This window comes from Pseudomonas sp. TE50-2, assembly GCF_040813665.1.
In the GTDB taxonomy this organism is placed as follows: Bacteria; Pseudomonadota; Gammaproteobacteria; order Pseudomonadales; family Pseudomonadaceae; genus Aquipseudomonas; species Aquipseudomonas soli.
This window is the reverse complement of the sequence record NZ_JBFNXN010000001.1, coordinates 3,935,898-3,959,872: the sequence shown is the minus strand read 5'-3', so window position 1 is coordinate 3,959,872 and position 23,975 is coordinate 3,935,898. Positions and strand designations below refer to the sequence as shown.

Genomic DNA, 23,975 nt, shown 5'->3' with positions numbered 1-23,975 from the left:
GGGCCTAGACCGCCAGCACGGCCAGCAGCGGCCCGAGCACCAGGCTGGCAAGCGCCGCGCCGAGCAACAGCCGCGGCTGGTAGGGCAGGCCGAACACCCACAGGGTCACCCCGGCCATCAGCACGGCGATCCACTCCACCAGGCCCAGGGCCCAGCCGCGCCCATGCACGGCGAGGATCAACGACAGCAGCAGCAACGCCCAGCCCGTGATTTTCAAGGCTCGCAGCTGCCGCCCCGTGGGCTTGCGCCCGAGCAGGTCGTTGAAGTGCTTTTCCATAGCCAGGCACAGGCCGGCGAAACCGGCGAAGCCCATCAGCGCAACTCCCAGCATCAGCTCGCCTCCACGGTCTTGGCGGCGCGTGGCGCACGCTTGGCGGCCGGCTTGGGCGCGCGCAGCATCTTGCCGGCGGCCCAGGCCAGGAACAGGCCGGTGGCCAGGGCCGTCAGGTCGAAACCGGCCATGGCCCAGTCACCGGCGGCGATGGAGTGATCCAGCCCCTTGTCGGAGGTCAGCGCGTTGAGCAACGGCAGCAAGGCGAACGCCAGCGCGCCCAGCGTCAGTTGTTCGCCCCAGGCGCGGCGCCCGCTCCTCAGCATGGCGTGGAGCAATGACGCGCCCCAGGCCAGGAAGAAGCCGTTGATCTCCCAGTCAGCCCGCCCTTCCAGCGTTGCCGGCAGCAGGCGATTGGCCCAGAAGAACGCCGCCACGCCCAGCAACAGGCCGCTCATGCTGGCGATGTTCAGCACTTCGACCAGGCGCAGCTCGCCGGGCATGCGCGCACTCTTGGCATGCTTGAGCTGGCGCTTGCCCAGCCACATCACCAGCCCGGTGCCGATCACCGCGGTGCCGGCCACGCCGAAGGCAAAGTACAGCCAGCGCAGCCAAGGCCCGGCGAAGTTGCCCATGTGCAGGCCGACGAAGGTGAACGAGGTGGTCATCGCCGCGCTTTCCGGCGCGCCGCGGCGCAGCAGCTCGCCACTGACGCCATCGAAGGTCCAGATGGCGCTGCGCTGGTAGGCGACACTGTCGGCCGAGGCGCGGGTGAAGGTGACCCGGGCGTTGCGGTCACCCGGGTTGTGCACCTGGATGTAGCCCATGCGCGCCCCCGGCGCCTGTTCCTGGACCTTGGCATACAGTTCGGTCAACGGCGCCAGCGGCGCGGCCTGGGCAACCGCCTCGGGCACCTCGTCGCGGCCGAACACATCGTTGAAGTAGCCGCTGCTGTCGCCGTAGCTGGCCAGGATGCTGGCCGGCATGACCATGTACATGAAGATCACCAGGCTGCTGTAGCTGATCATCAGATGGAACGGCAGCACCAGCACACCGATGGCGTTGTGGCCGTCGAGCCAGGACCGCTGGCCCTTGCCCGGGCGGAAGGTGAAGAACTCCTTGAAGATCTTCTTGTGGGTGATGATCCCGGTGACCAGCCCCAATAGCATGATGAAGGCGCAGAAGGTCGACAGCCAGCGCCCCCAAGGGTGGGGCATCTGCAGTTGGAAGTGGAAGCGGTAGAAGAACTCGCCGCCACGGCTGTCGCGGGCCTCGACCGCCTCGCCGGTGCGCGCGTCGAGCTCCTTGTCGGTGAAACCACGCCGCCCACCACCGTTCGGGTCGCGCCAGCTGACGCTCAACGCCGCCTCGCGCTCGCTGGGCAGGCGGATGAACCAGGTGCTGGCGTGGCCGGCATTGCTTTCGAGGTAACGCTGGGCCAGGCCGAGACTGGTCACCGGGTCGAGCGGATGGCTCTGCACCTCGGGCTGGGTCCAGTGGCTGATCTCGTCCTTGAAGTACGACAGCGTCCCGGTGAGGAAGATGGCGAACAGCAGCCAGCCGAAGATCAGGCCGGTCCAGGTGTGCAGCCAGGCCATGGCCTGGCGGAAGCCTTCTTTCATGGCAGGTTCATCCAGTAGGCCAGTGCGTTGATCAGCCCCAGCACCAGGCTTGGCAGCAGCATGCCCAGCCAGGCGCGCCAGGCGCTGCGGCAGGCGAAGCACCAGATGAAGGCGATCAGGTAGAAGACGAATGACAGCATCATCCCGGTCATCGTCGCGTCGGCCTGGGTCATCGGCGCAAGCAGGGTGATACAGACACTGGCCATCGACGCCAGCAGGTAGCCACCCAGCAGCGCGGCCAAGCTGCGTGAGGTCACGGCCAGGCGGTAGCTCAGGGGAAGGCCGGCGGCTTTGCTCTTCATGGCGAGGGTCCGGGAATTGGGGCTGCAATACTAATGATTTCAATTCTCATAAGCAAAGCATGGCGGCGCGAGCGGTCGCATGCCTTGCGTCGGCAGCGATTGCCGAACACCAGCGGCATGAATACAATGCGAACAATTCTTACTTCCAGTTGCGCTTTCCGGCGCCGGAGTCGCATCGGTGCCCAGCGCCCTCTCTTCCACCGTCGAAGGCCTCTACATTGCCCACCACAGCTGGCTGACCGGTTGGCTGCGACGACGCCTGGGCTGCCCGCAGAGCGCCGCCGATCTGGCACAGGACACCTACGTGCGCTTGCTCCAGGCCCGTGAAGCGCCGCAACTGATCGAGCCCCGCGCCTTCCTCACCACCGTGGCCAAGCGTGTGCTGTGCAACCACTTCCGCCGCCAGGAACTGGAGCGCGCCTACCTCGAGGCCCTGGCCCAGGTGCCCGAACAGGTGGCACCGAGCGAGGAAGACAAAGCCCTCATCTTCGATACCCTGCTGGAGCTTGACCGCCTGCTGGACGGCCTGCCGGCGCTGGTCAAGCGCGCCTTCCTGCTGGCCCAGGTCGATGGCCTGGGCCAGGGCGAGATAGCCCTCGAGCTGGGCATCTCCCTGGCCACGGTCAAGCGCTACCTGCACAAGGCAGCCTTGCGCTGCTACTTCGCCCTGTGAACGGCACGTTCTCGGCGCAGATCGCCGAACAGGCGGTGCACTGGCTGATCGAATCGCAGAGTGCCGATTTCGACCAGCACCAGGCCCTGCAGCGCTGGCTACAGGCAGACAGCGAGCACCAGCGTGCCTGGGCGCATATCCAGCAGGTCAACCAGCGCCTGCGCGGCGTGACCGCGCCAGTGGTCCACGCCACCCTGCAGGCACCACCCTCGCCCGCCCGACGCCGCGCCCTCAAGGTCTTGCTGCTGGCCGGCGTGGCCAGTGCCGCCGGGCTGGGCCTGCAGCAGCACAATCCGCTGCCCGGGCTGATGGCCGACTACCGCAGCCCGGTCGGCCAGCGCCGCCGCCTGACCCTCGACGACGGCAGCCAGCTGCACCTGAACACCCGCAGCGCCGCCGATGTGCGTTTCGACGGCCAGCAGCGCCGGGTGCGGTTGCAGGAGGGCGAGTTGTTGCTCGAAGTGCAAGACGATCCCCGGCCACTGCGCCTGGCCACGGCCCAGGGCGAGCTGCGCCTGGAAAGCGGGCGCTTCGATGTGCGCCAGTTCGATGGTTTCAGCCTGGTCTCGGTGTTCAGCGGCAGCGCCAGCGTAGCCGGCACACCGTTGCTGGCCGGCCACCAGGCACGGTTTGCCATGGGCGGCTGGCAGGCGATCGCGCCGCTCGACCCCAACCGCGCGGCCTGGGTAGACGGCATGCTGGTGGTGTCGCAGATGCGCCTGGGCGACTTTCTCGCCGAGCTTGGGCGTTATCGACTCGGCCAGCTGGGTTGCAGCGAAAGCGTCGCCGACCTGCGGATTTCCGGGTCGTATCCACTGGCCGACAGTGAACGCATCCTGGAAATGCTGGAGGTGACACTCCCGGTGAAGGTGCGACGGTTCACCCGGTACTGGGTGTCGCTGGAGGCCGCGTCAACCGGCTGAGAGGCAAGCGAGCGGCAATACATGGCCATCGCCGGGCAAGCCCGCTCCCACGAAGAGCGGTGCCAGCGCACATTTATTTCATATCCGTTGAGCCATTTCCCGAACCTCGCGTGACAGAGAAGGCAGAACCCCTTGTCACAGGACCTCCGTCACATGCCCCTGCGCCTCAGCCCCCTCGCCTACGCCCTGATCCTCGCCGCCCCGTTCGCCCTGGCCGGCGAGCCCCGCGACTACCATATCGCGCCCGGCACACTGGAACAGGCCCTGAACCAGTTCGGTCGCGAAAGCGGCGCGCTGATCTCGTTCAGCCCCGGCCTCACCCAAGGCCTGAACAGCCCCGGCCTGGAAGGCCAGTACGAGGTCGGCCAGGGCCTGGACGCCCTGCTGCGCGGCAGTGGCCTGCAGGCGCGTCAGGAGGTCGACAACGCCTACAGCCTGCAACCGCTGCCGGCCACGGGCGGCAATGCACCGGTCGAACTGGGGGCCTCGACCGTGGTCGGCGATTGGCTGGCCGAGGCCCGCCAGGACAACGTCTTCGAGCACCCAGGTGCCCGCGACGTGGTGCGTCGCGATGAATTCGAACGCAGCGGCGCCAGCAGTGCCCGCGAAGTGCTCAACCGCATCCCCGGCGTCAACGCCCCGGAAAACAACGGCACCGGCAGCCACGACCTGGCGCTGAACTTCGGCATCCGCGGCCTCAATCCGCGCCTGGCCTCACGCTCCACCGTGCTGATGGACGGCATCCCGGTGCCCTTCGCCCCCTACGGCCAGCCGCAGCTGTCGCTGGCGCCGATCAGCCTGGGCAACATGGACGCCGTGGACGTGGTGCGCGGCGGCGGCGCGGTACGCTACGGGCCGCAGAACGTCGGCGGCATCGTCAACTTCGTCACCCGCGCCATTCCTGAAGAGGCCACCTTCAAGGCGGCGATGCAGAACCAGCTCAGCCCGTCGTCCAGCCAGGATGGCCTGAAGAACAGCGCCAACCTGCTGATCGGCGGCACCAACGCCAACGGCCTGGGCGGCGCCCTGCTCTACTCCGGCACCCGTGGCAGTGACTGGCGCGAGCACAGCGACACCCAGATCGACGACCTGATGCTCAAGGGCAAGCTGCAACTGGACGACGCCAACAGCCTGCACGCCATGGCCCAGTACTACGAGGGCGAGGCCGAGATGCCCGGCGGCCTCAGCACGGCGGACTTCGACGCCGATCCGTACCAGTCCACGCGCCTGAAGGACAAGTTCTGGGGCCGTCGCACCCTGTTCAACTTCGGTTACGACTACAAGCAGGATGACCGCCAGTTCAGCGTCAACAGCTTCTTCACCAAGACCCTGCGCAGCGGCTACCTCGACCAGGGCAGCTTCGTCTCGCTGTCGCCGCGCGAGTACTGGGTGCGCGGCATCGAAACGCGTTTCTCGCAGGGCCTGGCCCTGGGCGACAGCTGGCACGAACTGGGCGTCGGCTACCGCTACGTCAACGAAGCCGGCCATGAACTGCGTTACCGTGAGCCGGTCAACGGCGCCCTGCCGACCACCGCCAGCCGCAACGACCGTGACACCCGTGGCAGCACCGAAGCCCACGCGATCTACCTGGACGACCGTATCGACATCGGCCGCTGGACCATCACCCCCGGGTATCCGCTACGAGATGATCGACTCACGGCAGAGCAACAAGCTCAACGGTCAGCAGTACCAGGGCAGCTACAACACCGCCTTGCCCGCACTGAACGTGATGTACCACCTCACCGACAACTGGAACCTGTACGCCAACACCGAAGGTTCGTTCGGCAGCGTGCAGTACAGCCAGATGCCCAACCGAGTCAGCAGTGGCGAGGTGAAACCGGAGAAGGCGCGCACCTGGGAAGTCGGTACCCGCTACGACAATGGCGACCTGCAGGCAGAGATCGGCGCGTTCCTGATCAATTTCGACAACCAGTACGAAAGCAACCAGACCAACGACTCGGTGATCGCCCGCGGCGAAACCCGCCACCAGGGCATCGAGACCAGCGTGCGCTATGCCCTCGACGGCCTGAGCCCGGCCCTGGCCGGTTTCGATGTGCATGCCGGCTACGCCTTCGTCGACGCCACCATTCGTGAAGACGGCCCGAACAAGGGCAACCAGGTGCCGTTCTCGTCGCGCCACAAGGGCACGCTGGGCATCGGCTATACCGAAGGCCCATGGCAGTTGAACCTGGACAGCAGCTTCCAGAGCAGCCAGTACGCCGACAACGCCAACACCGGCAGCGAGAGTGCCGACGGCAGCACCGGGCGCATCCCCGGCTACATGCTGGTCAGCACCCGCGCCGGCTATGACTTCGGGCCTGCGCTTTCGAACCTGAAGGTAGCGGTGGGGGTGAAGAACCTGTTCAACCGCGAGTACTACACCCGCTCGTTCGACGACAACAACAAGGGCAAGTACGTGGGTGAGCCGCGCACGCTTTACGTGCAGACGTCCGTGGCGTTCTAGTTTGCCCGCGGCTGTGTTGCCCAGCGCCGGCGAGCCGGCGCTGGGCAACCCGTGATCAGGCCAGCGCTTTCTCGATCGCCTGCACCACGGTCGGGTCGTCTGGCGCGGTACGCGGGGCGAAGCGTGCCAGCACCCGGCCATCCTTGCCGACCAGGAACTTCTCGAAGTTCCAGGTGATGTCGCCGGGGAACTCGGCGCCTTCGCCCGCCAGCAGGCGATACAGCGAATGACGTTGCGCGCCGTTGACCTCGAGCTTGGCCCCCAGCGGGAAGCTCACGCCGTAGTTGAGGCTGCAGAAGTCCTGGATTTCCTTCTCGCTGCCAGGCTCCTGGCCTGCGAACTGGTTGCACGGCAGGCCGAGCACATTGAAGCCCTGGCCCTTGTACTGCTGGTGCAGCTTTTCCAGCGAAGCGTATTGCGGCGTCAGGCCGCACTTGGAGGCGACATTGACCACCAGCACCACCTGGCCCTTGAACGGTGCAAGGGGCAGGTCCTCGCCGTTCAGCGCCTTCAACGTCAGGTCGTGAAATGCACTCATGATGAAATCCCCTCTCAGGTTCCGATTGCCGCAGGGGCGAATCCCGCCCACGAAAAAGGCGCGCGGCCAAACCGTCCACCCTCCCGAGGAGGGCAAGTCCGGCTTGCCCGAGCGCCTGGCGACTCTCTGAGCTTAGCGCAGAAAATCAGTGGTGATGGCCACCTTCACCGTGGATGTGACGGTGAGCGATTTCTTCTTCGCTGGCGTCACGCACGTCGACAACCTTGACCTTGAAGTTCAGGCGCTGGCCAGCCAGCGGGTGGTTGCCGTCGACGGTCACGTCGTCGCCGTCGATGTCGCGGATGGTGACGATCTGCATCTGGCCGTCCGGCGCCGAGGCGTGGAACTGCATGCCGACTTCCAGTTGGTCGACGCCTTCGAACATCTTGCTGCTCAGGGTGCTGACCAGCTCGGCGGAGTATTCGCCGTAGGCTTCTTCGGGTTCGATGGCAACGGTCAGTTCCTCACCGGCCTGCTTGCCTTCCAGGGCTTTTTCCAGGCCCGGGATGATGTTGCCGGCACCGTGCAGGTAGACCAGCGGCGCACCACCGGCGGAGCTGTCGATGACCTCACCAGCGTCGTTGGTGAGGGTATAGTCGATGGAGACAGCCTTGTTGGCGGCGATCAGCATGGGGCAAGACCTTTTGCAAAAGAATATAGAACGAACAAGTGTAACCAACGCATCAGCCGATTGCGAACCCGGCGCGGACCAACAGCAGCCCATCAGTCGGATCACCGGCTTCCACCTCGACGAAGAGCGGCACTGGGTGGTCGAGCTGTCCTGCGGCCACACCCAGCATCTGCGCCACCAGCCGCCCTGGCAGGCCCGGCCTTGGGTGCTCGATGCCGACGAACGCGCCCGGCGCATCGGCCAGGTATTCCCCTGCGGCTGGTGCGCTCAGGGTGCCGTTAGCGCTACCCTTGGCCGCTGAACTCCTTGCACCGCTTATTCCGAGAAGCACGCATGCAGACATTTTTCATCGCGCCGACCGACTTCGGTGTCGGCCTGACTTCCATCAGCCTGGGCCTGGTGCGCACTCTGGAGCGCGCCGGGCTCAAGGTCGGCTTCTTCAAGCCGATTGCCCAGCCGCACCCCGGCGACACCGGCCCGGAGCGCTCCAGCGAACTGGTCGCCCGCACCCATGGCATCAAGCCGCCGACGCCCCTGAGCCTGGGCCATGTCGAGCGCATGCTTGGTGACGGCCAGCTCGACGAACTGCTCGAGCAGATCATCCGCCTGTACCAGCAGGCCTGCGTCGGCAAGGACGTGGTGGTGGTCGAGGGCATGGTGCCGACCCGTCACGCCAGCTATGCCGCCCGGGTCAACCTGCACCTGGCCAAGAGCCTGGACGCCGAGGTGATCCTGGTGTCGGCGCCGGAAAACGAAGTGCTCAGCGAGCTGTCCGGCCGTGTCGAACTGCAGGCCCAGCTGTTCGGCGGCCCGCGCGACCCGAAGGTGCTGGGGGTGATCCTCAACAAGGTGCGCACCGACGAAAGCATGGCCGATTTCGCCACGCGCCTGCGCGAGCACTCGCCGCTGCTGCGCGGCAACGACTTCCGCCTGCTCGGCTGCATCCCTTACCAGGCCGAGCTCAACGCCCCGCGCACCCGCGACGTGGCCGAGCTGCTCGGCGCCCAGGTGCTCAACCCCGGCGACTATGACCAGCGGCGCATGAGCAAGATCATCATCTGCGCCCGCACCGTGGCCAACACCGTGCCGCTGCTGACCTCCGGCACCCTGGTGGTGACGCCGGGCGACCGCGACGACATCATCCTCGCCGTGTGCATGGCGGCGATCAACGGCGTGCCCCTGGCCGGCCTGCTGCTGACCAGCGACAGCAAGCCCGACCCGCGCATCCTCGAGCTGTGCCGCGGCGCCCTGCAGGCCGGCCTGCCGATCCTGTCGGTGAGCACCGGCTCCTACGACACCGCCAACCAGCTCAACTCGCTGAACCGCGAGATCCCGGTGGACGACCGCGAGCGCGCCGAATTCATCACCGACTTCGTCGCCAGCCACCTGGACGCCGCCTGGCTGCACCAGCGCTGCGGCACGCCACGCGAGCTGCGCCTGTCACCGGCGGTGTTCCGCTACCAGTTGATCCAACGCGCCCAGCAGGCCAACAAGCGCATCGTTTTGCCCGAGGGCGCCGAGCCCTTGCTGGTACAGGCCGCAGCCTTGTGCCAGGCCCGGGGCATCGCCCGTTGCGTGCTGCTGGCCAAGCCCGAGGAAGTGCAGGCCGTGGCCCGCGCCCAGGGCATCAGCCTGCCGCCGGACCTGGAGGTGCTCGACCCCGAGGTGATCCGTGGCCGCTACGTCGAACCCATGGTGAACCTGCGCAAGAGCAAGAACCTCAACGCGCCGATGGCCGAGCAGCAACTGGAAGACCCGGTGGTGATCGGCACCATGATGCTGGCACTCGGTGAAGTCGACGGCCTGGTCTCGGGCCTGGTGCACTCCACCGCCAACACCATCCGGCCAGCCTTGCAACTGATCAAGACCGCGCCGGGCAGCAGCCTGGTGTCCTCGGTGTTCTTCATGCTGTTCCCCGACCAGGTGCTGGTCTATGGCGACTGCGTGATGAACCCGCACCCCAGCGCCGCCGAGCTGGCCGAGATCGCCCGGCAGAGTGCCGAGTCAGCCGAATCGTTCGGCATCGCGCCACGGGTGGCGATGCTCAGCTACTCCAGCGACTCGGCGGGCAGCGACGAGGAAGTGGAGAAGGTCCGCGAGGCCACGCGCCTGGCGCAGCAGGCCGAACACGACCTGCTGATCGACGGCCCGTTGCAGTACGACGCCGCCGCCAACCCCGAGATCGCCCGACAGCTGGCGCCATCGAGCCCGGTAGCCGGGCGCGCCACGGTGTTCGTGTTCCCTGACCTGAACACCGGCAACACCACGCACAAGGCGGTACAGCGCAGCGCCGACTGCGTCAGCCTCGGGCCGATGCTGCAAGGGCTGCGCAAGCCGGTCAACGACCTGCCGCGCGGAGCGCAGGTGGACGATATCGTGCACACCATCGCCTTGACCGCGATCCAGGCCAGCACCGTGCGCTGAACGGTAAAGGGCCGCCATGCGGCCCCACGCTCATCAATCCTCCGGCGAGCGCCGCCGCCCGGTCACCATCGACCACGGCAGGTTCTCGCGCAGGCGCACGCTCTCCACCAGCGCCGCCAGCAGGTGCACGCAGACCAGCGCCAGCAAGCCATCGGCCAGCAGGCTGTGCAATGTTTCCAGCCACTCGGCGCCCCAGAAGGCATCCACCTCGAGCATCATCCAGCCGCTCAGCCCCAGGCTGGCGATGCCGAGCATCATCCACACCATCACCAGCGCGCCGATCGGCGTGTGCCCCATGCGGTGGTAACGCTCGCCGCGCCACAACGCCCGGGCATGCGCCCGCAACCGCGACGGGGTGGGCCAGAAGTCGGCCCAGCGCGCGCTGCGCGGCCCGACAAAGCCCCACACCAGCCGCACCAACAGGCAGCCGCAAGCGTAGTAGCCCAGCCACTGATGCCAGTCGTCACCGGCCTCGTTGAAGCAGTAGTTGGCGAAGAACACCAGCGCCAGCGACCAGTGACTCACGCGCAGCAACGGATCCCATAGCCGCACGCTTGCCGTCACTTGTGGATCTCGGTCTTGACCGCCTTGCCCGTCACCGGGTCGTGGTAGATCTCGACCTTGCGCCCATCCTTGTCGAAGCCGTAGATCTCGTAGCAATTGCCTTTGGTGACCTGGAACTTGTTGATCTTGTAGCCCTGCTCCTTGAGCTGGGCCTGGAACTTGTCGGCATCTTGCCAAGTGCTGCGGTCGGCGCTGGTGCATTCGGTCCTGGCGAACGCACCGGCACTGGCCAGCAGCAGGGTGAGGGCGATCACTGAATGGCGCATGGTCGGCAACTCCGTTCAGGTTGACTGGAAACCGCACTGTGACCGGCCAAGCTTAGTTCTGCGCGAATGAAGGCACCGCGCCGCCACGATCATTCATTTGAATTTCGGATCAATGGCAAAGAAAAACAAACTTCTCAAATAAGCCCCGGGCGCGGATGCTGTGACGATCACGCTCGTATCCTGGAGAACAACAATGAACGAAGTCGTCATCGTCGCCGCCACCCGCACTGCCATCGGCAGCTTCCAGGGGGGCCTGGCCAACGTGTCCGCCGTGGAACTGGGCGCTGCGGTGATCCGCCAGCTGCTGGCCCAGACCCAGCTGGACCCGGCCCAGGTCGACGAAGTGATCCTCGGCCAGGTGCTCACCGCCGGCGCCGGGCAGAACCCCGCCCGCCAGGCCGCCGTCAAGGCCGGCCTGCCCTACGAAGTGCCCGCCCTGACCCTGAACAAGGTCTGCGGCTCGGGCCTCAAGGCCCTGCACCTGGCCGCCCAAGCCATCCGCTGCGGCGACGCCGAGGTGGTGATCGCCGGTGGCCAGGAGAGCATGAGCCTGGCGCCCTATGTAATGCCCTCGGCACGCACCGGCCAGCGCATGGGCCACGGCCAGCTGGTCGACAGCATGATCAGCGACGGCCTGTGGGACGCTTTCAACGATTACCACATGGGCATCACCGCCGAGAACCTGGTGGACAAGTACAGCCTGACCCGCGAGCAGCAGGACGCCTTCGCCGCCGAGTCGCAGCGCAAGGCCGTGGCCGCCATCGAGGCCGGCCGCTTCAAGGACGAGATCACCCCGATCCACATCCCGCAGAAAAAAGGCGAGCCGCTGGTGTTCGACACCGACGAGCAGCCACGCCCCGGCACCACCGCCGAGTCCCTGGGCAAACTGCGCGCCGCGTTCAAGAAAGACGGCAGCGTCACCGCCGGCAACGCCTCCAGCCTCAACGACGGCGCCGCCGCGGTGCTGCTGATGAGCGGCGCCAAGGCCAAGGCTCTGGGCCTGCCGGTATTGGCGAAGATCGCGGCCTACGCCAGCGCCGGCGTGGACCCTGCGATCATGGGCATCGGCCCTGTGTCGGCAACCCAGCGCTGCCTGGACAAGGCCGGCTGGCAGCTCGCCGACCTGGACCTGATCGAAGCCAACGAAGCCTTCGCCGCCCAGGCGCTGGCGGTGGGCAAGCAGCTGGAATGGGATGCGGCGAAGGTCAACGTCAATGGCGGCGCCATTGCCCTGGGCCACCCGATCGGCGCGTCGGGCTGCCGGGTGCTGGTGACCCTGCTGCACGAGATGATCAAGCGCGATGCCAAGAAAGGGCTGGCGACCCTGTGCATCGGCGGCGGCCAGGGCGTGGCACTGGCGATCGAGCGTTGAGCTGAAGGCCTATCGCGGGACCGCTCCCACAAGGATTACCTTCGTGGGAGCGGGCTTGCCCCTACCCTTTCAGAAGCGCTCGTCGCGCAGCGCCGGCAAGGTGATGTCGCGCACATAGCTGGCCGACGACAGGTTCAGCATCATCCGGCACACCTGCACCACATCGTGCAGCGGGATCAGCGTCCCCTCGCCCCGCCGTTCGGCCTCGGCCAGCGGCACGTCCAGGCCATCCTCGGTGTTCAGGTAGCCCAGGTTCAGGCAACTCACCCCCAGGCCTTGCTCGCGAAAGCCTTCGCGCAGGCTTTCGGCGATGCCGCGCAAGCCGAACTTGCTGGCACCGAAGGTCACCTCCGGGCGACCACTGCCCGGCAGGCCGGAGGTGGAGCCGGTGAGGACGATCCGTGGCCGGGCACTCTGCAGCAGCAGCGGCAGCAGGCGCTTGATCAGCAGCAGCGGCGCGGTGATGTTGGTATCGACCATGCGCTCGATCTGCGCCTCGTCATCATCGAGGAAGCTGTAGCCTTCGTCGAAGGCCCGCGCCTCCCAGATGCCGACGTTGTACACCAGCACGTCCAGCCCACCGTCGGCCACCGCCTCATGGATGATCGCCGCTGCCTGGCGCGGCTGGCCGAGGTCGGCCTCGATCCACTGCGCCGCGCCCGGCAACGCCACCGGCCTGCTACGCGACACACCAATCAGCGTATCGCCATGCCCACCCAAGCCCTGCACCAGCGCCTGGCCCAATCCCTTGCTTGCACCGACCACTAGAATTCGCATCGAATCACTCCCTATGGACTGCGCCGGATAGTACCCTGCCTGCCCCAGTAATCCAGTCGGAAATGCCAGGCCGCCCGTGAACAGAGAGCAACTCGAGCAAAACCAGATCCCCCTGTACTTCATCGCCGTGGTGCTGGCCGCCGTGCTCGGCCTGCTCGTACCCAGCACCGCCGGCGCGCTCGAAGCGCTGGTGACTCCGGCCATCGCCGTGCTGATGTACGCGATGTTCCTGCAGATCCCCTTCCTCGACCTGCGCGCAGGACTTGGCAACCGGCGCTTCATGGGCGCGCTATTGCTGGCCAACTTCGTGCTGGTGCCGCTGCTGGTATGGGCTGGAACCCGCGGGCTGGTCGAGCACCCCGCCGTACTGGTCGGCGCCCTGCTGGTGCTGCTGACGCCGTGCATCGACTATGTGGTGGTGTTCACCCACCTCGGCAAGGGCGACGCGCGCCTGACCCTGGCCGCCACGCCCGTGCTGTTGCTGGTGCAACTGGCGCTGCTGCCGCTGTACCTGGCGTTGATGCTCGGCGGCGCCGGCCATGTGGAGATTTCCGTGGCGCCATTTGTCGAGGCCTTCGTGTTGCTGATCGCGCTGCCACTGCTGCTGGCCGTCGCCACCAGTGCCGGGGCACGGCGCTCTGCAGTGGTTTCGAAGTGGAACGACGCCTGGGCCTGGCTGCCGGTGCCGGCCATGGCCCTGGTGCTAGTCGCGGTGATCGGCTCGCAGATCGGCGTGGTCGCCAGCCGGTTGGACGACCTGTTGCCGGTGGTGCCGGTGTATGTCGGCTTCGCTTTGCTGGCGCCGCTGCTTGGGTGGTTTGTGGCGCGGCTGTTCAGGTTGTCCACAGGCGAGGCGCGGGCGGTGACCTTCAGCGCCGCCACGCGTAATTCGCTGGTGGTGCTGCCGTTGGCGTTGGCACTGCCTGAGTCGATCCGGGCATTGGCAGCGGCGGCGGTGATTACCCAGACGCTGGTGGAGCTGGTCAGCGAGCTGGTCTACGTTCGCGTCGTGCCGGCGTTGGTGCGCCGCTAGGCCAGTCGCACCCGCCACTGACCGTAATGGCTGAAACACACATTGGCCAGGGGCTGCACATCGATGCGGTGGAAGGATTGCAGAGGTGCACCCAGCGCATGCAGCATTGCGGCGCGGATGACGAAGGGGTGGGTGACGGCGATCCATTCGCCCTCGCCCAGGACGCTGTCCATCCAATGGGCAACACGCTCGCACAGCGCGGCCAGCGATTCGCCGCCGTGAGGCGTGGCATGGGGGTCACTCAGCCACGCCTGCAACGCGCCTTCATCCAGATGCTTGAGCGGCTGACCTTTCCAGGTGCCCAGGTCGCAATCGCGCAGCTCCTCATCAACCGTCGCCCTCAGGCCCTCGGCTGTTTGCCGGGCACGCAGCTCAGGTGCGCTGAGGTAGCGGACCGCCGGTTCAGACACAAGCGAGGGCAATTCCAGCAAAGGCTCGCCATCCTGGGCGAAGCGCCCCACCCTTTGCGCCTCGGTGCGGGCGTGGCAGATCAGAGTGAGGTGGATGGGCTTCATGGCAGGGCTTCGGCAGGAATGTCCGGGCACTCTAGCCGAAGTCCGGGGAACATGCGCAAGCCCTGCCAACCCCACTATCAGGCCGAAGCGCGCAACTCGCGGGCAGCGGCGACCATGTTCACCAACGCCGCCTCGGTCTCCGGCCATCCCCGGGTCTTCAAGCCGCAATCCGGGTTCACCCACAACCGCTCGGCCGGGATCCGCTGGGCGGCCTTGCGCAGTAGCTTGACCATCTCTTCCCTGGCGGGCACCCGCGGGGAGTGGATGTCGTACACGCCCGGGCCGATCTCGTTCGGGTAAGCGAACTGCTCGAACGCCTCCAGCAGTTCCATGTCCGAACGCGAGGTCTCGATGGTGATCACATCCGCATCCATCGCCGCGATCGACTCGATCACATCGTTGAACTCGCTGTAGCACATGTGGGTGTGGATCTGCGTCTCGTCCCGCACCCCCGAGGCACACAGGCGAAACGCCTCGGTGGCCCACTCCAGGTAGCGCGGCCAGGCACTGCGGCGCAGCGGCAGGCCCTCGCGGAAAGCGGCTTCGTCGATCTGCACGATCTTGATGCCGGCGGCCTCCAGGTCCAACACCTCGTCACGCAGCGCCAGCGCCAGCTGCTGTGCCTGCACTTCGCGGCTCACGTCCTCGCGTGGGAACGACCACATCAGCATGGTCACCGGGCCCGTCAGCATGCCCTTCATCACCTTGCGGGTCAGGCCCTGGGCGTATGTGATCCAGGCCACGGTCATCGCCTTCGGGCGGCTCAGGTCACCGAAGATCACCGCCGGCTTCACGCAGCGCGAACCGTAGCTCTGCACCCAGCCGAAACGGGTGAACACGTAGCCGTCCAACTGTTCAGCGAAGTACTCGACCATGTCGTTGCGCTCGGCCTCGCCATGCACCAGCACGTCCAGGCCGAGGTTTTCCTGGATCTCAACCGCATGGCGAATCTCGCTGTGCATGGCCTCGATATAGTCGGCCTCGGTCAGCGTGCCCTGCTTGAACGCCTGGCGCGCCAGACGGATGGCCGCGGTCTGCGGGAACGAACCGATGGTGGTGGTCGGAAACGCCGGCAGGTTCAGCCCGGCGCGCTGCTTGGCGATGCGCTGCTCGAAAGCGGTGGCGCGCTGGCTGTCGGTTGGCTTGATCGCGGCGACGCGGGCCTGCACCGCCGGCTTGTGAATCCGTGGCGAGGTGGCGCGGCTGTGCTGCACGGCGCGGCTCTGCGCCAGCGCCGCCAGCACCTCGTCGCCCTCGGGCTGGTTCAGTGCCTTGGCCAGCACCGCCACTTCCTGGCACTTCTGCACGGCGAACGCCAGCCAGCTTTTCAGTTCGTCATCGAGCTGGTCTTCACGGGCCAGGTCCACCGGGCTGTGCAGCAGCGAGCACGACGGCGCCACCCACAGGCGATCACCCAGGCGCTCATGGGCATGGCGCAGCACCTCCAGCGCCTTGTCCAGGTCGCAGCGCCAGACGTTGCGGCCGTTGACCACGCCCAACGACAAAACTTTGTAGGCCGGCAGGCGGTCGAGGATGGTCGGGTACTGGTCCGGGGCCCGCACCAGGTCGATGTGCAAGCCATCGACCGGCAGATTGGCGGCCAGGCCGAGGTTGTCTTCGAGGCCGCCGAAGTAGGTGGCGATCAGTTTTTTCAGCGGGGCGCGCTGGAGGATGTTGTAGACCCGCTCGTAGGCGTTCTTCCAGTCCTGCGGCAGGTCGAGGGCGAGGATCGGCTCGTCGATCTGCACCCACTCCACGCCCTGCACCGCCAGGCGGTTGAAGATCTGGTCATACAGCGGCAGCAGGCGGTCGAGCAAGTCGAGCTTGTCGAAGTCGGCGCCCTTGGCCTTGCCCAGCCACAAATAGGTCAACGGGCCGATCACCACCGGCTTGACCGCATGGCCCAGGGCCCTGGCCTCCTCCACCTCTTCGAACAACTGCTCCCAGCTCAGGGCAAATTGCTGGTCGGCGCTGAACTCGGGGACCAGGTAGTGGTAGTTGGTGTCGAACCACTTGGTCATCTCCTGGGCGTGGGCACCACCGCAGCAGCTATCGCTTCGGTCCGTCGCCACGGCGCCTCGGGCCATGGCGAACAGGGTCTGCAGGGTCGGCTTGGCAGCGTCCTTGGCACGGAAGCGTTCGGGGATCACGCCAAAGGTCAGCGAGTGGGTCAGCACCTGGTCGTACCAGGCGAAGTCGCCGACCGGCAGCAGGTCGATGCCGGCGTCCTTCTGCACCTGCCAATGGGCGGTACGCAGCTCACGGCCCACAGCGCGCAGGCCGGCTTCGTTCAGCTCGCCCTTCCAGAACGCTTCCTGGGCTTTCTTCAACTCACGGTCGCGGCCGATGCGTGGGAAACCCAGGTTGTGTGCCAGTGCCATGTCGTGGTCCCTCGATCTTTTTAAATGAATGAGGGAGATTCTGGGCTGAGGCTTAATGTGAGACAAACTCATTAAATTTGAGATGAACTCAAGATTTGTTCATAGTGCCTTAGCCATGCCGTCGGCCCAGGCATCGCAAATGTCTCAATCAACATACTCCCCCGCGCAATCAGACATGCCCCAGCCGCCCACCTGTCGCACACTGCCACCCTGCCCCAACCCGGTAGCCCACACCCCATGAGCCTGTTGAAAACGACCCTGGACGCCAACGCCTTCGCCTGCATCCTGGAGTTCGTGCCCAAGCCCAGCGCCGAGCGTTTCGCCACCCTCGACACCCTCATGGCCCGCACCCAGCTGTGCGGCTGGCCGCTGACCGTGGCCATCGGCGACCGCGTCGGCAGCGCCCTGGACATGTCGCCGCTGGACGCCTTCAACAGCCTGGCCGAGCCCGTTCCCACCCTGCTGCACTTCTCAGGCAAGGACCGCGAACGCTGCGAGCTGCTGGCGCAACTGCAACGCATGGACGCCGCCGGCCTCGACCAACTGCTGCTGCTCACCGGCGACCGCCTGCCCGGCCACGTCCCGGGCGAGCGCCCGGTGCGCTACCTCGAATCAGTCGCCGCCCTGCAGATCGTCCGCCAGGCCCGCCCGCACTGGCTGCTGGCCGCCGCGCTCAACCCGTTCAAGTACCAGGAGGCCGAAGGCGGCGCGCAGTACAGCAAGGCTGAAAAGAAACTCGCCGCCGGAGCCGACCTGTTCATCCTGCAACTCGGTTTCGATATCGACAAACACCAGGAAGCCTTCGACTGGATGCAGCGCCAGCCCCGCCCCAAGCCACTGATGGCCTGCATCATGGCGCTGACCGAGGGCCGTGCCGGGATGCTCGAGCATGTCGCCGGGGTGACCGTCACGCCATCGATGCGCGCACTGCTGGCCGCCGAGGCAGCGGTTTCCAAGACCTACGCCAAGGAACGCGCCAACCAGCGCCTGGCCTTGCAGGTGATCGGCCTGAAATTGATGGGCTATGCCGGGGTGCACTTGTCCGGCATCCACGAGGTGGCGCAGTTCGAGGCACTGGAGCAGGCCATCGAGATGCTGCAACCGCAGTTCAGCTCACTGCAGGACTGGACCCCGGCCTGGGAAGCGGCCTGGCAGGCACCTGGCCTGACGCCGGTCACCTTCCATCCACCCGGGCACGCCTGGCGCCTCGGGCAGCGGCAGATCACCGCGTCCAACAAGGAAAAGGTTCGCTATCACCTGCTGTCGGCGATGCACCACCAGTTGTTCAGCCGCACCACCGCCTTGAGCAAGGCCTTCGGCTGGGCCGTGACCCGGCCGCTATGGGCCAGCCCCACGGCAGCGCAGTGGCTGCACCAGCTGGAACGGCGTATCAAACGCCCGATGGTGGGCTGCGATACCTGTGGCAGTTGCCGGCTGGAGGACACGCTGTATATCTGCCCCGAGACCTGCCCCAAGGGGCTGGCAAACGGGCCGTGCGGCGGCACCAGCCTGGATCGTTGCGAATTCGGTGATCGGGAATGCGTGCACAGCGCCAAGTACCGGCTGGCGGTGAGCGTGGGCAGGACCGAGGTGTTGCGTGAGCGGCTGATTCCCTGTGTGCAGGTGGAGAACCGGCAGCGCAGTTCGTGGCCTGGGTGGTTCGAAGGGGGCACCTCGAGATCGCCCTCCCTGCAGCCTGACGTCGCTCCGGAGTTCAACGAGTAATACGCTTGTCGGTAATCTCGTTACTACCCTTGCCCAACAAACTGCTTTGCCTCATTGTACAGACCAATGTCATTACAAAGAGACTGCAAACATGGCGTCCATCAATGTACGTATCGACGACGACCTCAAGGTGCGCGCCTACCGTGAGCTGGAAAAGCTGGGTGTAACCCCCTCCGAGCTGATGCGCCAAGCGCTGCAATATGTTGCTGAGCGCGGGCAACTGCCTTTTAAACCAGTGTTACTGACCGAAGAGGACGAAGCACTGCTCGCCACGGTACGCGAACGCCTGGCCTCGCCGCAGAGGGTGAGGGTAACGCTGGATGACCTATAACCTCGATTTCGATGCGCGCGCACTCAAGGAATGGCAGAAGCTCGGCGACACCATTCGCCAACAGCTAAAGAAGAAGCTGGCAACCGTGTTGCTCAACCCGAGGGTCGAAGCGAACCGTCTGCACGGCTTCCCGGACTGCTACAAGATCAAGCTGCGCAGCAGCGGATATCGATTGGTCTATCAGGTCATCGATCATCAAATCGTGGTGTTTGTGGTCGCCGTGGACAAACGTGAGCGAGATCAGGTTTACCGCAAGGCGGCCGAACGATTGACCGAGTAAATCAAGCCTTTCAAAGGCGAAAGCCCTGGCGCTCTCAAGGGCACGATGAGGGTGCTATGAGGGCGCGAGATACATCTCGCAAACGTCCCGATGAGGCCAAGCACTGCCCAAACCGGGACAATAGTCTGCAAGTCCACATAGCTGTCTTCACCATCCGTACCAGCTATTTGTCATACGTACAGATATGCGCATTGATATACGCAAATTGACCGTATGTGACGCCGAGGAACTCCAAATGACCGGCCTACTGACCCGAGCTGAACAGGCAGTGTCCACCACCACCATGGCCCGGGAGTTTGGCGCACGCTTGAAACAAGTGACCAGCACAGACGCCACTCATCTGGTCATATTCAAGGACAACGAACCCGCTGCGGTCCTGATGGGCGTGCAAGCCTACCAGGCCATGCTGGACGAGCTATCCGACCTGCGTGCCGAACGTCTCGCCACCGAGCGCCTGCGCAGCCTCAATGAAGAACATACCGTGAGCCTGGAGGACATGGAGGCTCGCTTCAGGTAGAAGCACATGGTCTGGACTGTCAGGTTTCATCCCGAGGTAGAAGACGATCTCCTGCAGCTTGGCCGCGCCGAAGCTCAGCGGGTCCTTAAAGTCGTACGCGAGCGCATCGCTCAAGGTGAACCCGATAAGCTCGGCAAACCACTAAGGGGTACGCTTGCAGGATGCCGACGAATACGGACAGGGGATATACGTATCGTCTATCGCATCAACGGTACAGAAGTTGTGCTGGTGCTCTGTAATGGCGCCAGGCGCGATGACGAGGTGTATGACGCTGCCAATCGCCGTATATGAGCCCTGCAAGGGTAGGAAGTACAGGGCAGATTACTGTTCCTGCCCGTCAATGGCAGCAACAGTGCCAGGCAAAGCTCCCCTGGCCGGCAACCACACGGTGAACGTAGTGCCATAGATCGCATCCGAACGCATGCCGATCCTGCCGCCATGCGCCTCGGCAATCTGCTTGACAATGAACAAGCCCAAGCCCACCGAGCGCAGCGGATCCTCGCGCTCGCTGCCTCGCGTCATCGGCTCGAACAGCGTCGGGATCACCGCTTCAGCAATGGCCGGCCCGTGATTGTGAACGCTCAAGGCCGCGCCCTCGTCCGTCAGGTCGGTGGTCACGGTGATCGGCAAGCCCGGGTCGCCATAAGCCACGCTGTTGGCGACCAGGTTGCCGAGCATCTGCTGCAAGCGGTCCTGGTCCACTTCGAAGGTGCCATACCCGCGCGAATAATGACGAATACCGGCCTGGACGAACGCCACCCTGAGCTCGCTCACGCACTGGTCCACCGCTTGGCGCAAATCGACCTGCTGACGCGTTACGCGGATGCCCTGCCCTAGCCTGACCGAGGCGAAGTCCAGCAGGTCGACGATCATCCGCTGCGCCCGCTCGGCGGCACTGCCGATGCTGCCCAGCAAGCGCCGGGCCCGGTCGCTGTCGGCGTCACGTTCGAGCAGTTCGGTCGCCATCTTGATGGCCGTCATCGGGTTCTTCAGGTCATGGCTGGCGACCGCGACCATCTGCTCGGCGAGGATGGCGCGGCGCTCGGCGTTTTCATAAGCCGCGGCAAGTTCGGCCTGGGCCCGTTGCAGGGCGGCCTCGGCGCTGACCTTCTGCGCCAGCAGCTCTTCGGCGCGCTGCATGGCCACGAGCGCCGCCCGCTCGTTGCGGTCCCGCTCGCGGGTGCCGAGCAGCGCCAGGTGGTAGCGCACCCCCTCGGCGGTTTCGCGCCGCACCCCGTTGAGCAGCATCGCCAGCAGGTGCCCATCGCGATGGCGCAGCTCGAGCTTCACCTCCGATACCGAGCCCTGCAGGTTCATCAACGGCCCCCAGTGCGTGAGCTGGAAGGCCCGCCCCGCAGCCGTCAGCAACTGATCGAAACTGCGCGCCTGCAAAGCCGCCGGGTCATGCCCCAGCCACTGGCTGAACGTCTGGTTGCAGCGCAGCACGGTGCCATCCGCGGCCATGACGACCAGCCCGCACGGCGCATGCTCGAACAGCGACTCATCGAACAACAAGGCGGCGTCATCCATGGCCGAATCCATGCCCAGCGAAGAACGCATCCATCGCCGCCGCGCAGGCCCCCGGGGCGCTCAGCTGCGGGTAATGGCCCATGTTGTCGATAAGGCTTAGCTGGCTGTCGGGGAGCACGCGGTGCAGGTACTCGCCCACGGCCACCGGCACCACCGGGTCGCCCGTGCACTGCACGATCAACGTCGGCACCGGCAGGTCGCTGACCTCCTGGCGGTGGTCGGAGAGGAAGATGACCCGGGCAAAGTGCCGGGCGATCTGCGCGTCGGTGCGGCAGAAACTGCTGGTCAGCTCCGCTTGCAGCAACGGTTGCCCCGGCGTGCCCATCAGCGTCGGGGCCATGGAACTGGACCAGCCGAGGTAGTTGTCATCGAGGGTGGTGAGCAGCGCCTGGATCTCCTCCGGCGCAAAGCCACCGGTGTACCCCGCCGAATCGATGTAGCAGGGCGAGCCGCCGATCATCACCAGCCCGGCAATCCGCCCGGACCGCTGACGCTCGGCCAGCACGCCGATCATCGCGCTCACCGAGTGTCCGACCACGATCACCGGCCCCTCGGCATAAGCGTCGATCAGCTCGTTGAGATCCGTGGCATAGCCCCAGAGCGACGCATATTTTTCCGCCGTGTAGGCCGCAATGTCTGACTGACCGGCACCGACCAGGTCGTAAGTGACCACGCGAAAGCGCGTGACCAGATGGGGCAGCAGGCAGCGCCACATCGACTGATCGCAGCCGAAGCCGTGAGACAGGATCAAGGTGGCACTGCCGTTGCCAGCGACATGCACGTTGTTACGCTTTTGCAGGGTCATTACCTATCCCGATGTCGTGCAACGTTGTGCTGAGCAGTGCCGAGCGGTCCATGCTGCTGGTGAGAATAGTCGAGGCGTGGGGCGGGTGGCTTGGATTGGCCGGCGGGTTGGGGCGGCCAATGAATTAGCAGTGCGTGGGGCTCGACGTCACGGGCGCACCGGGTGGATCAGGGTTGAACTGGTGGACACCATACGCGATATGGGTGGAAAGAGGGCGGATTTTGCGGGACATCGCCGGCTTTTGAGTGGAGGCGCGTGGGAATCATCCCTCAATTGAAAGGATTGGGACGAATAGGCCCCTTAGCCAAGTGAGCATCTGACCAGGAGTGGATAATCCACAACCAACCTGCCTTTTTTGAACACATCCGACCTATGACAAGCCATCTAGTCTTGACATCTGCAAGCGAATGAAGCCTAAAGTGTCCACGTTTCATGGAATGTGGACAGACGGGATTTTTACTCGAATGAAGAGTCAAGATATTTTGCTCCTGTTCAAGATGGCGAGCCTCTACGCTCAGGAAGAGAATTTGCTCATCGACACAGAGCAGCTCGACCAGGCGCTTTAGGTCGTGGACTACCGACCCGCTTCGCCGCTCCCGCATTGAGCAGCAACATCCCCTCTAAGCCTGGAACGACCTACTGGCGGCCCAGGACGACCTACTGATAGAACCTCTCTACAAGACGTTCTCCCGTGAGGTGGATCGATCAGCTTGCCAAAAGCTTCGTCACCTGCGTCATCGATACCTATCAAAAGTGGCTATCCGCCGGCGACACTGATGCCTCCCCTGCCGCCGCACAGGCGCTATTAGGAAAAGTGCTTTCTGAAATCCATGGCCCCCTGTTTCGTGACCACACAGGGACATGCTGCTATCTGGTCGGGGTGATATCGAACGGCTACCTGACCGTGGCGTACGAAGGGGATTGCTCCTGCGGCATTGTCTCTGCAGGGACTGTGATCAAATGGCTTACGCCACCTCACTGCTGGGCAAACTGGCAGCGAGACAAAAGCCACGGGGAGCTCGCCGAAGATCCCACTCGAAACATTGTCACACGCTGCTACAAGGCCAGGACCGCACCACGACCAGATTTTGTTTCTCTAAAGGTCGAAGCGGGGGAACGATTGGTCTTCGCGACTGATGGGTTCTGGGCGGATCTCGAGGCAGAGCGGCAGGGCTCGGCACTCAATTCAACGGCCTTAGAAACTGTTGAAATGGATGATGACGTAACTTGGGTAGACGTCTGGGTTTAACGTTGATGCCAGCCACGTTCCAGGCATCGAGTGATCGCCCGCTGATTCATCTGCGTCTCAAAAGAATGTATAAAGCGTCAGCGCCCTGCGACCCCGACGTCCGCACAAGGAAACCCCTCCATGCTTCGGCTCACCATGCCGGCCCTGCTCCTGGCTGTAGCCGGCTGTGCCACCAAGCCCCCCGCCAACCCCGAGAACCTCTGCGAGATCTTCCGCGAGAAGCCGAAGTGGCACGAGGCGGCGCTGAAGATGCAGGCGCGCTGGGGCGCCCCGGTGCAGGTGCCGATGGCGATGATGTACCAGGAGTCGTCGTTCAAGCACGACGCCCTGCCGCCGCGCTATTACTTCCTCGGCTTCATCCCCTGGGGCCGGGTCAGCACCGCCTACGGCTACGCCCAGGCCAAGGACGAGACCTGGGCCGACTACAAACGCGAAGCCGGCGGCTGGGGCGCCGCCCGCGACGACTTCGCCGACGCCCTCGACTTCATGGGCTGGTACATGCAGAAGAGCCAGCGGGTGAATGGCGTGTCCAAGTGGGACGCCTATGGCCAGTACCTGAATTACCACGAAGGCTGGGGCGGCTACCGCAACCGCAGTTACGACGCCAAGCCGTGGCTGAAGAACGTGTCGCAAAAGGTTCAGGCGCGGGCTTCGGTGTTTGGGGCGCAGTATCGGAGTTGTGAGCAGGAACTGGCTCGGGGTGGGTGGTTCTGGTAGGCGCTGATACGGTCGTGATGGAACACCGGGCGAGCGATGCGTTGCCGACGGGGCACGCTCTTGCA

At 65.2% G+C, this 23,975-nt stretch carries 24 protein-coding genes and 2 pseudogenes; 14 read left to right on the top strand and 12 right to left on the bottom strand.

All coding sequences use genetic code 11. The features are described from left to right. Positions 1 to 4 precede the first annotated feature (4 nt). Genes AAHK21_RS18155 through AAHK21_RS18145 form a run of 3 tightly spaced genes read right to left on the bottom strand, consistent with a single transcriptional unit; the run spans position 5 to position 2,195 of the window. Positions 5 to 331, bottom strand: a complete 327-nt coding sequence (locus AAHK21_RS18155) for a DUF3325 domain-containing protein (protein WP_046854208.1) — start codon at positions 329 to 331, stop codon at positions 5 to 7. Next, a complete protein-coding gene (locus AAHK21_RS18150) occupies positions 331 to 1,893 on the bottom strand; it encodes a PepSY-associated TM helix domain-containing protein (protein WP_367857950.1) in 1,563 nt (520 codons plus the stop codon). Before AAHK21_RS18150 ends, AAHK21_RS18155 begins: the two co-directional genes overlap by 1 nt. Then, positions 1,890 to 2,195: a DUF3649 domain-containing protein gene (locus AAHK21_RS18145; RefSeq protein WP_094011745.1), complete on the bottom strand. Its 306-nt coding sequence runs from the start codon at positions 2,193 to 2,195 to the stop codon at positions 1,890 to 1,892. Before AAHK21_RS18145 ends, AAHK21_RS18150 begins: the two co-directional genes overlap by 4 nt. A gap of 178 nt (positions 2,196 to 2,373) precedes the next feature. Between AAHK21_RS18145 and AAHK21_RS18140 the strand changes: the two genes are divergently transcribed. From AAHK21_RS18140 to fecA, 3 genes and pseudogenes are all read left to right on the top strand, one after another. Beyond that, a complete protein-coding gene (locus AAHK21_RS18140) occupies positions 2,374 to 2,868 on the top strand; it encodes a sigma-70 family RNA polymerase sigma factor (RefSeq protein ID WP_367857949.1) in 495 nt (164 codons plus the stop codon). After that, positions 2,865 to 3,791 carry a FecR domain-containing protein gene (locus AAHK21_RS18135; RefSeq protein ID WP_367857948.1) on the top strand — a complete coding sequence of 309 codons (927 nt, stop codon included), beginning with the start codon at positions 2,865 to 2,867 and terminating at the stop codon, positions 3,789 to 3,791. Before AAHK21_RS18140 ends, AAHK21_RS18135 begins: the two co-directional genes overlap by 4 nt. A 210-nt stretch (positions 3,792 to 4,001) precedes the next feature. Then, positions 4,002 to 6,255 (top strand): annotated as a pseudogene (gene fecA / locus AAHK21_RS18130) (TonB-dependent Fe(3+) dicitrate receptor FecA); the annotation flags it as partial. A 55-nt stretch (positions 6,256 to 6,310) separates the two neighbouring features. Here fecA and AAHK21_RS18125 read toward each other — a convergent pair. Beyond that, positions 6,311 to 6,793: a glutathione peroxidase gene (locus AAHK21_RS18125; protein ID WP_046854202.1), complete on the bottom strand. Its 483-nt coding sequence runs from the start codon at positions 6,791 to 6,793 to the stop codon at positions 6,311 to 6,313. Between the two features lie 145 nt (positions 6,794 to 6,938). Next, positions 6,939 to 7,424: a peptidylprolyl isomerase gene (locus AAHK21_RS18120; protein WP_046854201.1), complete on the bottom strand. Its 486-nt coding sequence runs from the start codon at positions 7,422 to 7,424 to the stop codon at positions 6,939 to 6,941. Between AAHK21_RS18120 and AAHK21_RS18115 the strand changes: the two genes are divergently transcribed. Further along, positions 7,423 to 7,725: a DUF3565 domain-containing protein gene (locus AAHK21_RS18115; protein WP_094011780.1), complete on the top strand. Its 303-nt coding sequence runs from the start codon at positions 7,423 to 7,425 to the stop codon at positions 7,723 to 7,725. The genes AAHK21_RS18120 and AAHK21_RS18115 overlap by 2 nt on opposite strands. 32 nt (positions 7,726 to 7,757) lie before the next feature. Then, positions 7,758 to 9,848, top strand: a complete 2,091-nt coding sequence (gene pta / locus AAHK21_RS18110) for a phosphate acetyltransferase (RefSeq protein WP_367857947.1) — start codon at positions 7,758 to 7,760, stop codon at positions 9,846 to 9,848. Between the two features lie 33 nt (positions 9,849 to 9,881). Here the strand turns inward: pta and AAHK21_RS18105 are convergent, their stop codons facing one another. Together AAHK21_RS18105 and AAHK21_RS18100 are read right to left on the bottom strand one after the other, a co-directional pair. Next, entirely contained in the window at positions 9,882 to 10,412 is a 531-nt protein-coding gene (locus AAHK21_RS18105; protein WP_367857946.1) for a cytochrome b/b6 domain-containing protein, read from the bottom strand. Beyond that, the gene (locus tag AAHK21_RS18100) at positions 10,409 to 10,678 is read right to left on the bottom strand and encodes a PepSY domain-containing protein (protein WP_046854198.1); all 270 of its coding nucleotides are present in this window, start codon (positions 10,676 to 10,678) and stop codon (positions 10,409 to 10,411) included. The genes AAHK21_RS18105 and AAHK21_RS18100 overlap by 4 nt, the downstream gene beginning before the upstream one ends. 193 nt (positions 10,679 to 10,871) lie before the next feature. Here AAHK21_RS18100 and AAHK21_RS18095 point away from each other — a divergent pair, with 193 nt between their 5' ends. Next, positions 10,872 to 12,050, top strand: coding sequence for an acetyl-CoA C-acetyltransferase (locus AAHK21_RS18095; RefSeq protein ID WP_367857945.1), 1,179 nt, complete (start codon positions 10,872 to 10,874; stop codon positions 12,048 to 12,050). Positions 12,051 to 12,119: 69 nt separating this feature from the next. Here AAHK21_RS18095 and AAHK21_RS18090 read toward each other — a convergent pair whose 3' ends face one another. Then, complete coding sequence (locus AAHK21_RS18090; protein WP_367857944.1) at positions 12,120 to 12,827, bottom strand: SDR family oxidoreductase; 708 nt, start codon at positions 12,825 to 12,827, stop codon at positions 12,120 to 12,122. Between the two features lie 76 nt (positions 12,828 to 12,903). Between AAHK21_RS18090 and AAHK21_RS18085 the strand changes: the two genes are divergently transcribed. Then, complete coding sequence (locus AAHK21_RS18085; RefSeq protein WP_367857943.1) at positions 12,904 to 13,860, top strand: arsenic resistance protein; 957 nt, start codon at positions 12,904 to 12,906, stop codon at positions 13,858 to 13,860. Here the strand turns inward: AAHK21_RS18085 and AAHK21_RS18080 are convergent. Both AAHK21_RS18080 and metE read right to left on the bottom strand, forming a co-directional pair. After that, positions 13,860 to 14,375, bottom strand: a pseudogene (locus tag AAHK21_RS18080) (histidine phosphatase family protein); the annotation flags it as partial. The gene AAHK21_RS18085 and the pseudogene AAHK21_RS18080 sit on opposite strands and share 1 nt — an antisense overlap. Before the next feature lie 77 nt (positions 14,376 to 14,452). After that, on the bottom strand, positions 14,453 to 16,756 hold the full coding sequence (metE, locus tag AAHK21_RS18075) for a 5-methyltetrahydropteroyltriglutamate--homocysteine S-methyltransferase (protein ID WP_367857942.1): 2,304 nt from the start codon (positions 16,754 to 16,756) through the stop codon (positions 14,453 to 14,455). Positions 16,757 to 16,993: 237 nt separating this feature from the next. Between metE and AAHK21_RS18070 the strand changes: the two genes are divergently transcribed. The 5 genes from AAHK21_RS18070 (at position 16,994) to AAHK21_RS18050 (ending at position 19,900) form a co-directional block, all read left to right on the top strand. Next, entirely contained in the window at positions 16,994 to 18,481 is a 1,488-nt protein-coding gene (locus tag AAHK21_RS18070; protein WP_367857941.1) for a methylenetetrahydrofolate reductase C-terminal domain-containing protein, read from the top strand. Positions 18,482 to 18,572: 91 nt separating this feature from the next. Beyond that, positions 18,573 to 18,812, top strand: a complete 240-nt coding sequence (locus AAHK21_RS18065; RefSeq protein ID WP_023629499.1) for a type II toxin-antitoxin system RelB/DinJ family antitoxin — start codon at positions 18,573 to 18,575, stop codon at positions 18,810 to 18,812. Continuing rightward, a complete protein-coding gene (locus AAHK21_RS18060) occupies positions 18,802 to 19,092 on the top strand; it encodes a type II toxin-antitoxin system RelE/ParE family toxin (RefSeq protein WP_023629498.1) in 291 nt (96 codons plus the stop codon). The genes AAHK21_RS18065 and AAHK21_RS18060 overlap by 11 nt, the downstream gene beginning before the upstream one ends. A 283-nt stretch (positions 19,093 to 19,375) precedes the next feature. Then, positions 19,376 to 19,609, top strand: coding sequence for a type II toxin-antitoxin system Phd/YefM family antitoxin (locus AAHK21_RS18055; RefSeq protein ID WP_367859002.1), 234 nt, complete (start codon positions 19,376 to 19,378; stop codon positions 19,607 to 19,609). A 6-nt stretch (positions 19,610 to 19,615) separates the two neighbouring features. Further along, a complete protein-coding gene (locus AAHK21_RS18050) occupies positions 19,616 to 19,900 on the top strand; it encodes a type II toxin-antitoxin system RelE/ParE family toxin (protein WP_367857940.1) in 285 nt (94 codons plus the stop codon). A gap of 30 nt (positions 19,901 to 19,930) precedes the next feature. Here the strand turns inward: AAHK21_RS18050 and AAHK21_RS18045 are convergent, their stop codons facing one another. Both AAHK21_RS18045 and AAHK21_RS18040 read right to left on the bottom strand, forming a co-directional pair. Beyond that, entirely contained in the window at positions 19,931 to 21,139 is a 1,209-nt protein-coding gene (locus AAHK21_RS18045; protein WP_367857939.1) for an ATP-binding protein, read from the bottom strand. Beyond that, complete coding sequence (locus AAHK21_RS18040; protein WP_367857938.1) at positions 21,132 to 21,944, bottom strand: alpha/beta fold hydrolase; 813 nt, start codon at positions 21,942 to 21,944, stop codon at positions 21,132 to 21,134. The genes AAHK21_RS18045 and AAHK21_RS18040 overlap by 8 nt, the downstream gene beginning before the upstream one ends. 691 nt (positions 21,945 to 22,635) lie before the next feature. On the opposite strand from AAHK21_RS18040, the gene AAHK21_RS18035 reads away from it, so the two are divergent. Continuing rightward, on the top strand, positions 22,636 to 23,193 hold the full coding sequence (locus AAHK21_RS18035; protein WP_367857937.1) for a serine/threonine protein phosphatase: 558 nt from the start codon (positions 22,636 to 22,638) through the stop codon (positions 23,191 to 23,193). Between the two features lie 120 nt (positions 23,194 to 23,313). Next, complete coding sequence (locus AAHK21_RS18030) at positions 23,314 to 23,910, top strand: lipoprotein (protein WP_046854187.1); 597 nt, start codon at positions 23,314 to 23,316, stop codon at positions 23,908 to 23,910. Positions 23,911 to 23,975: the final 65 nt, after the last annotated feature.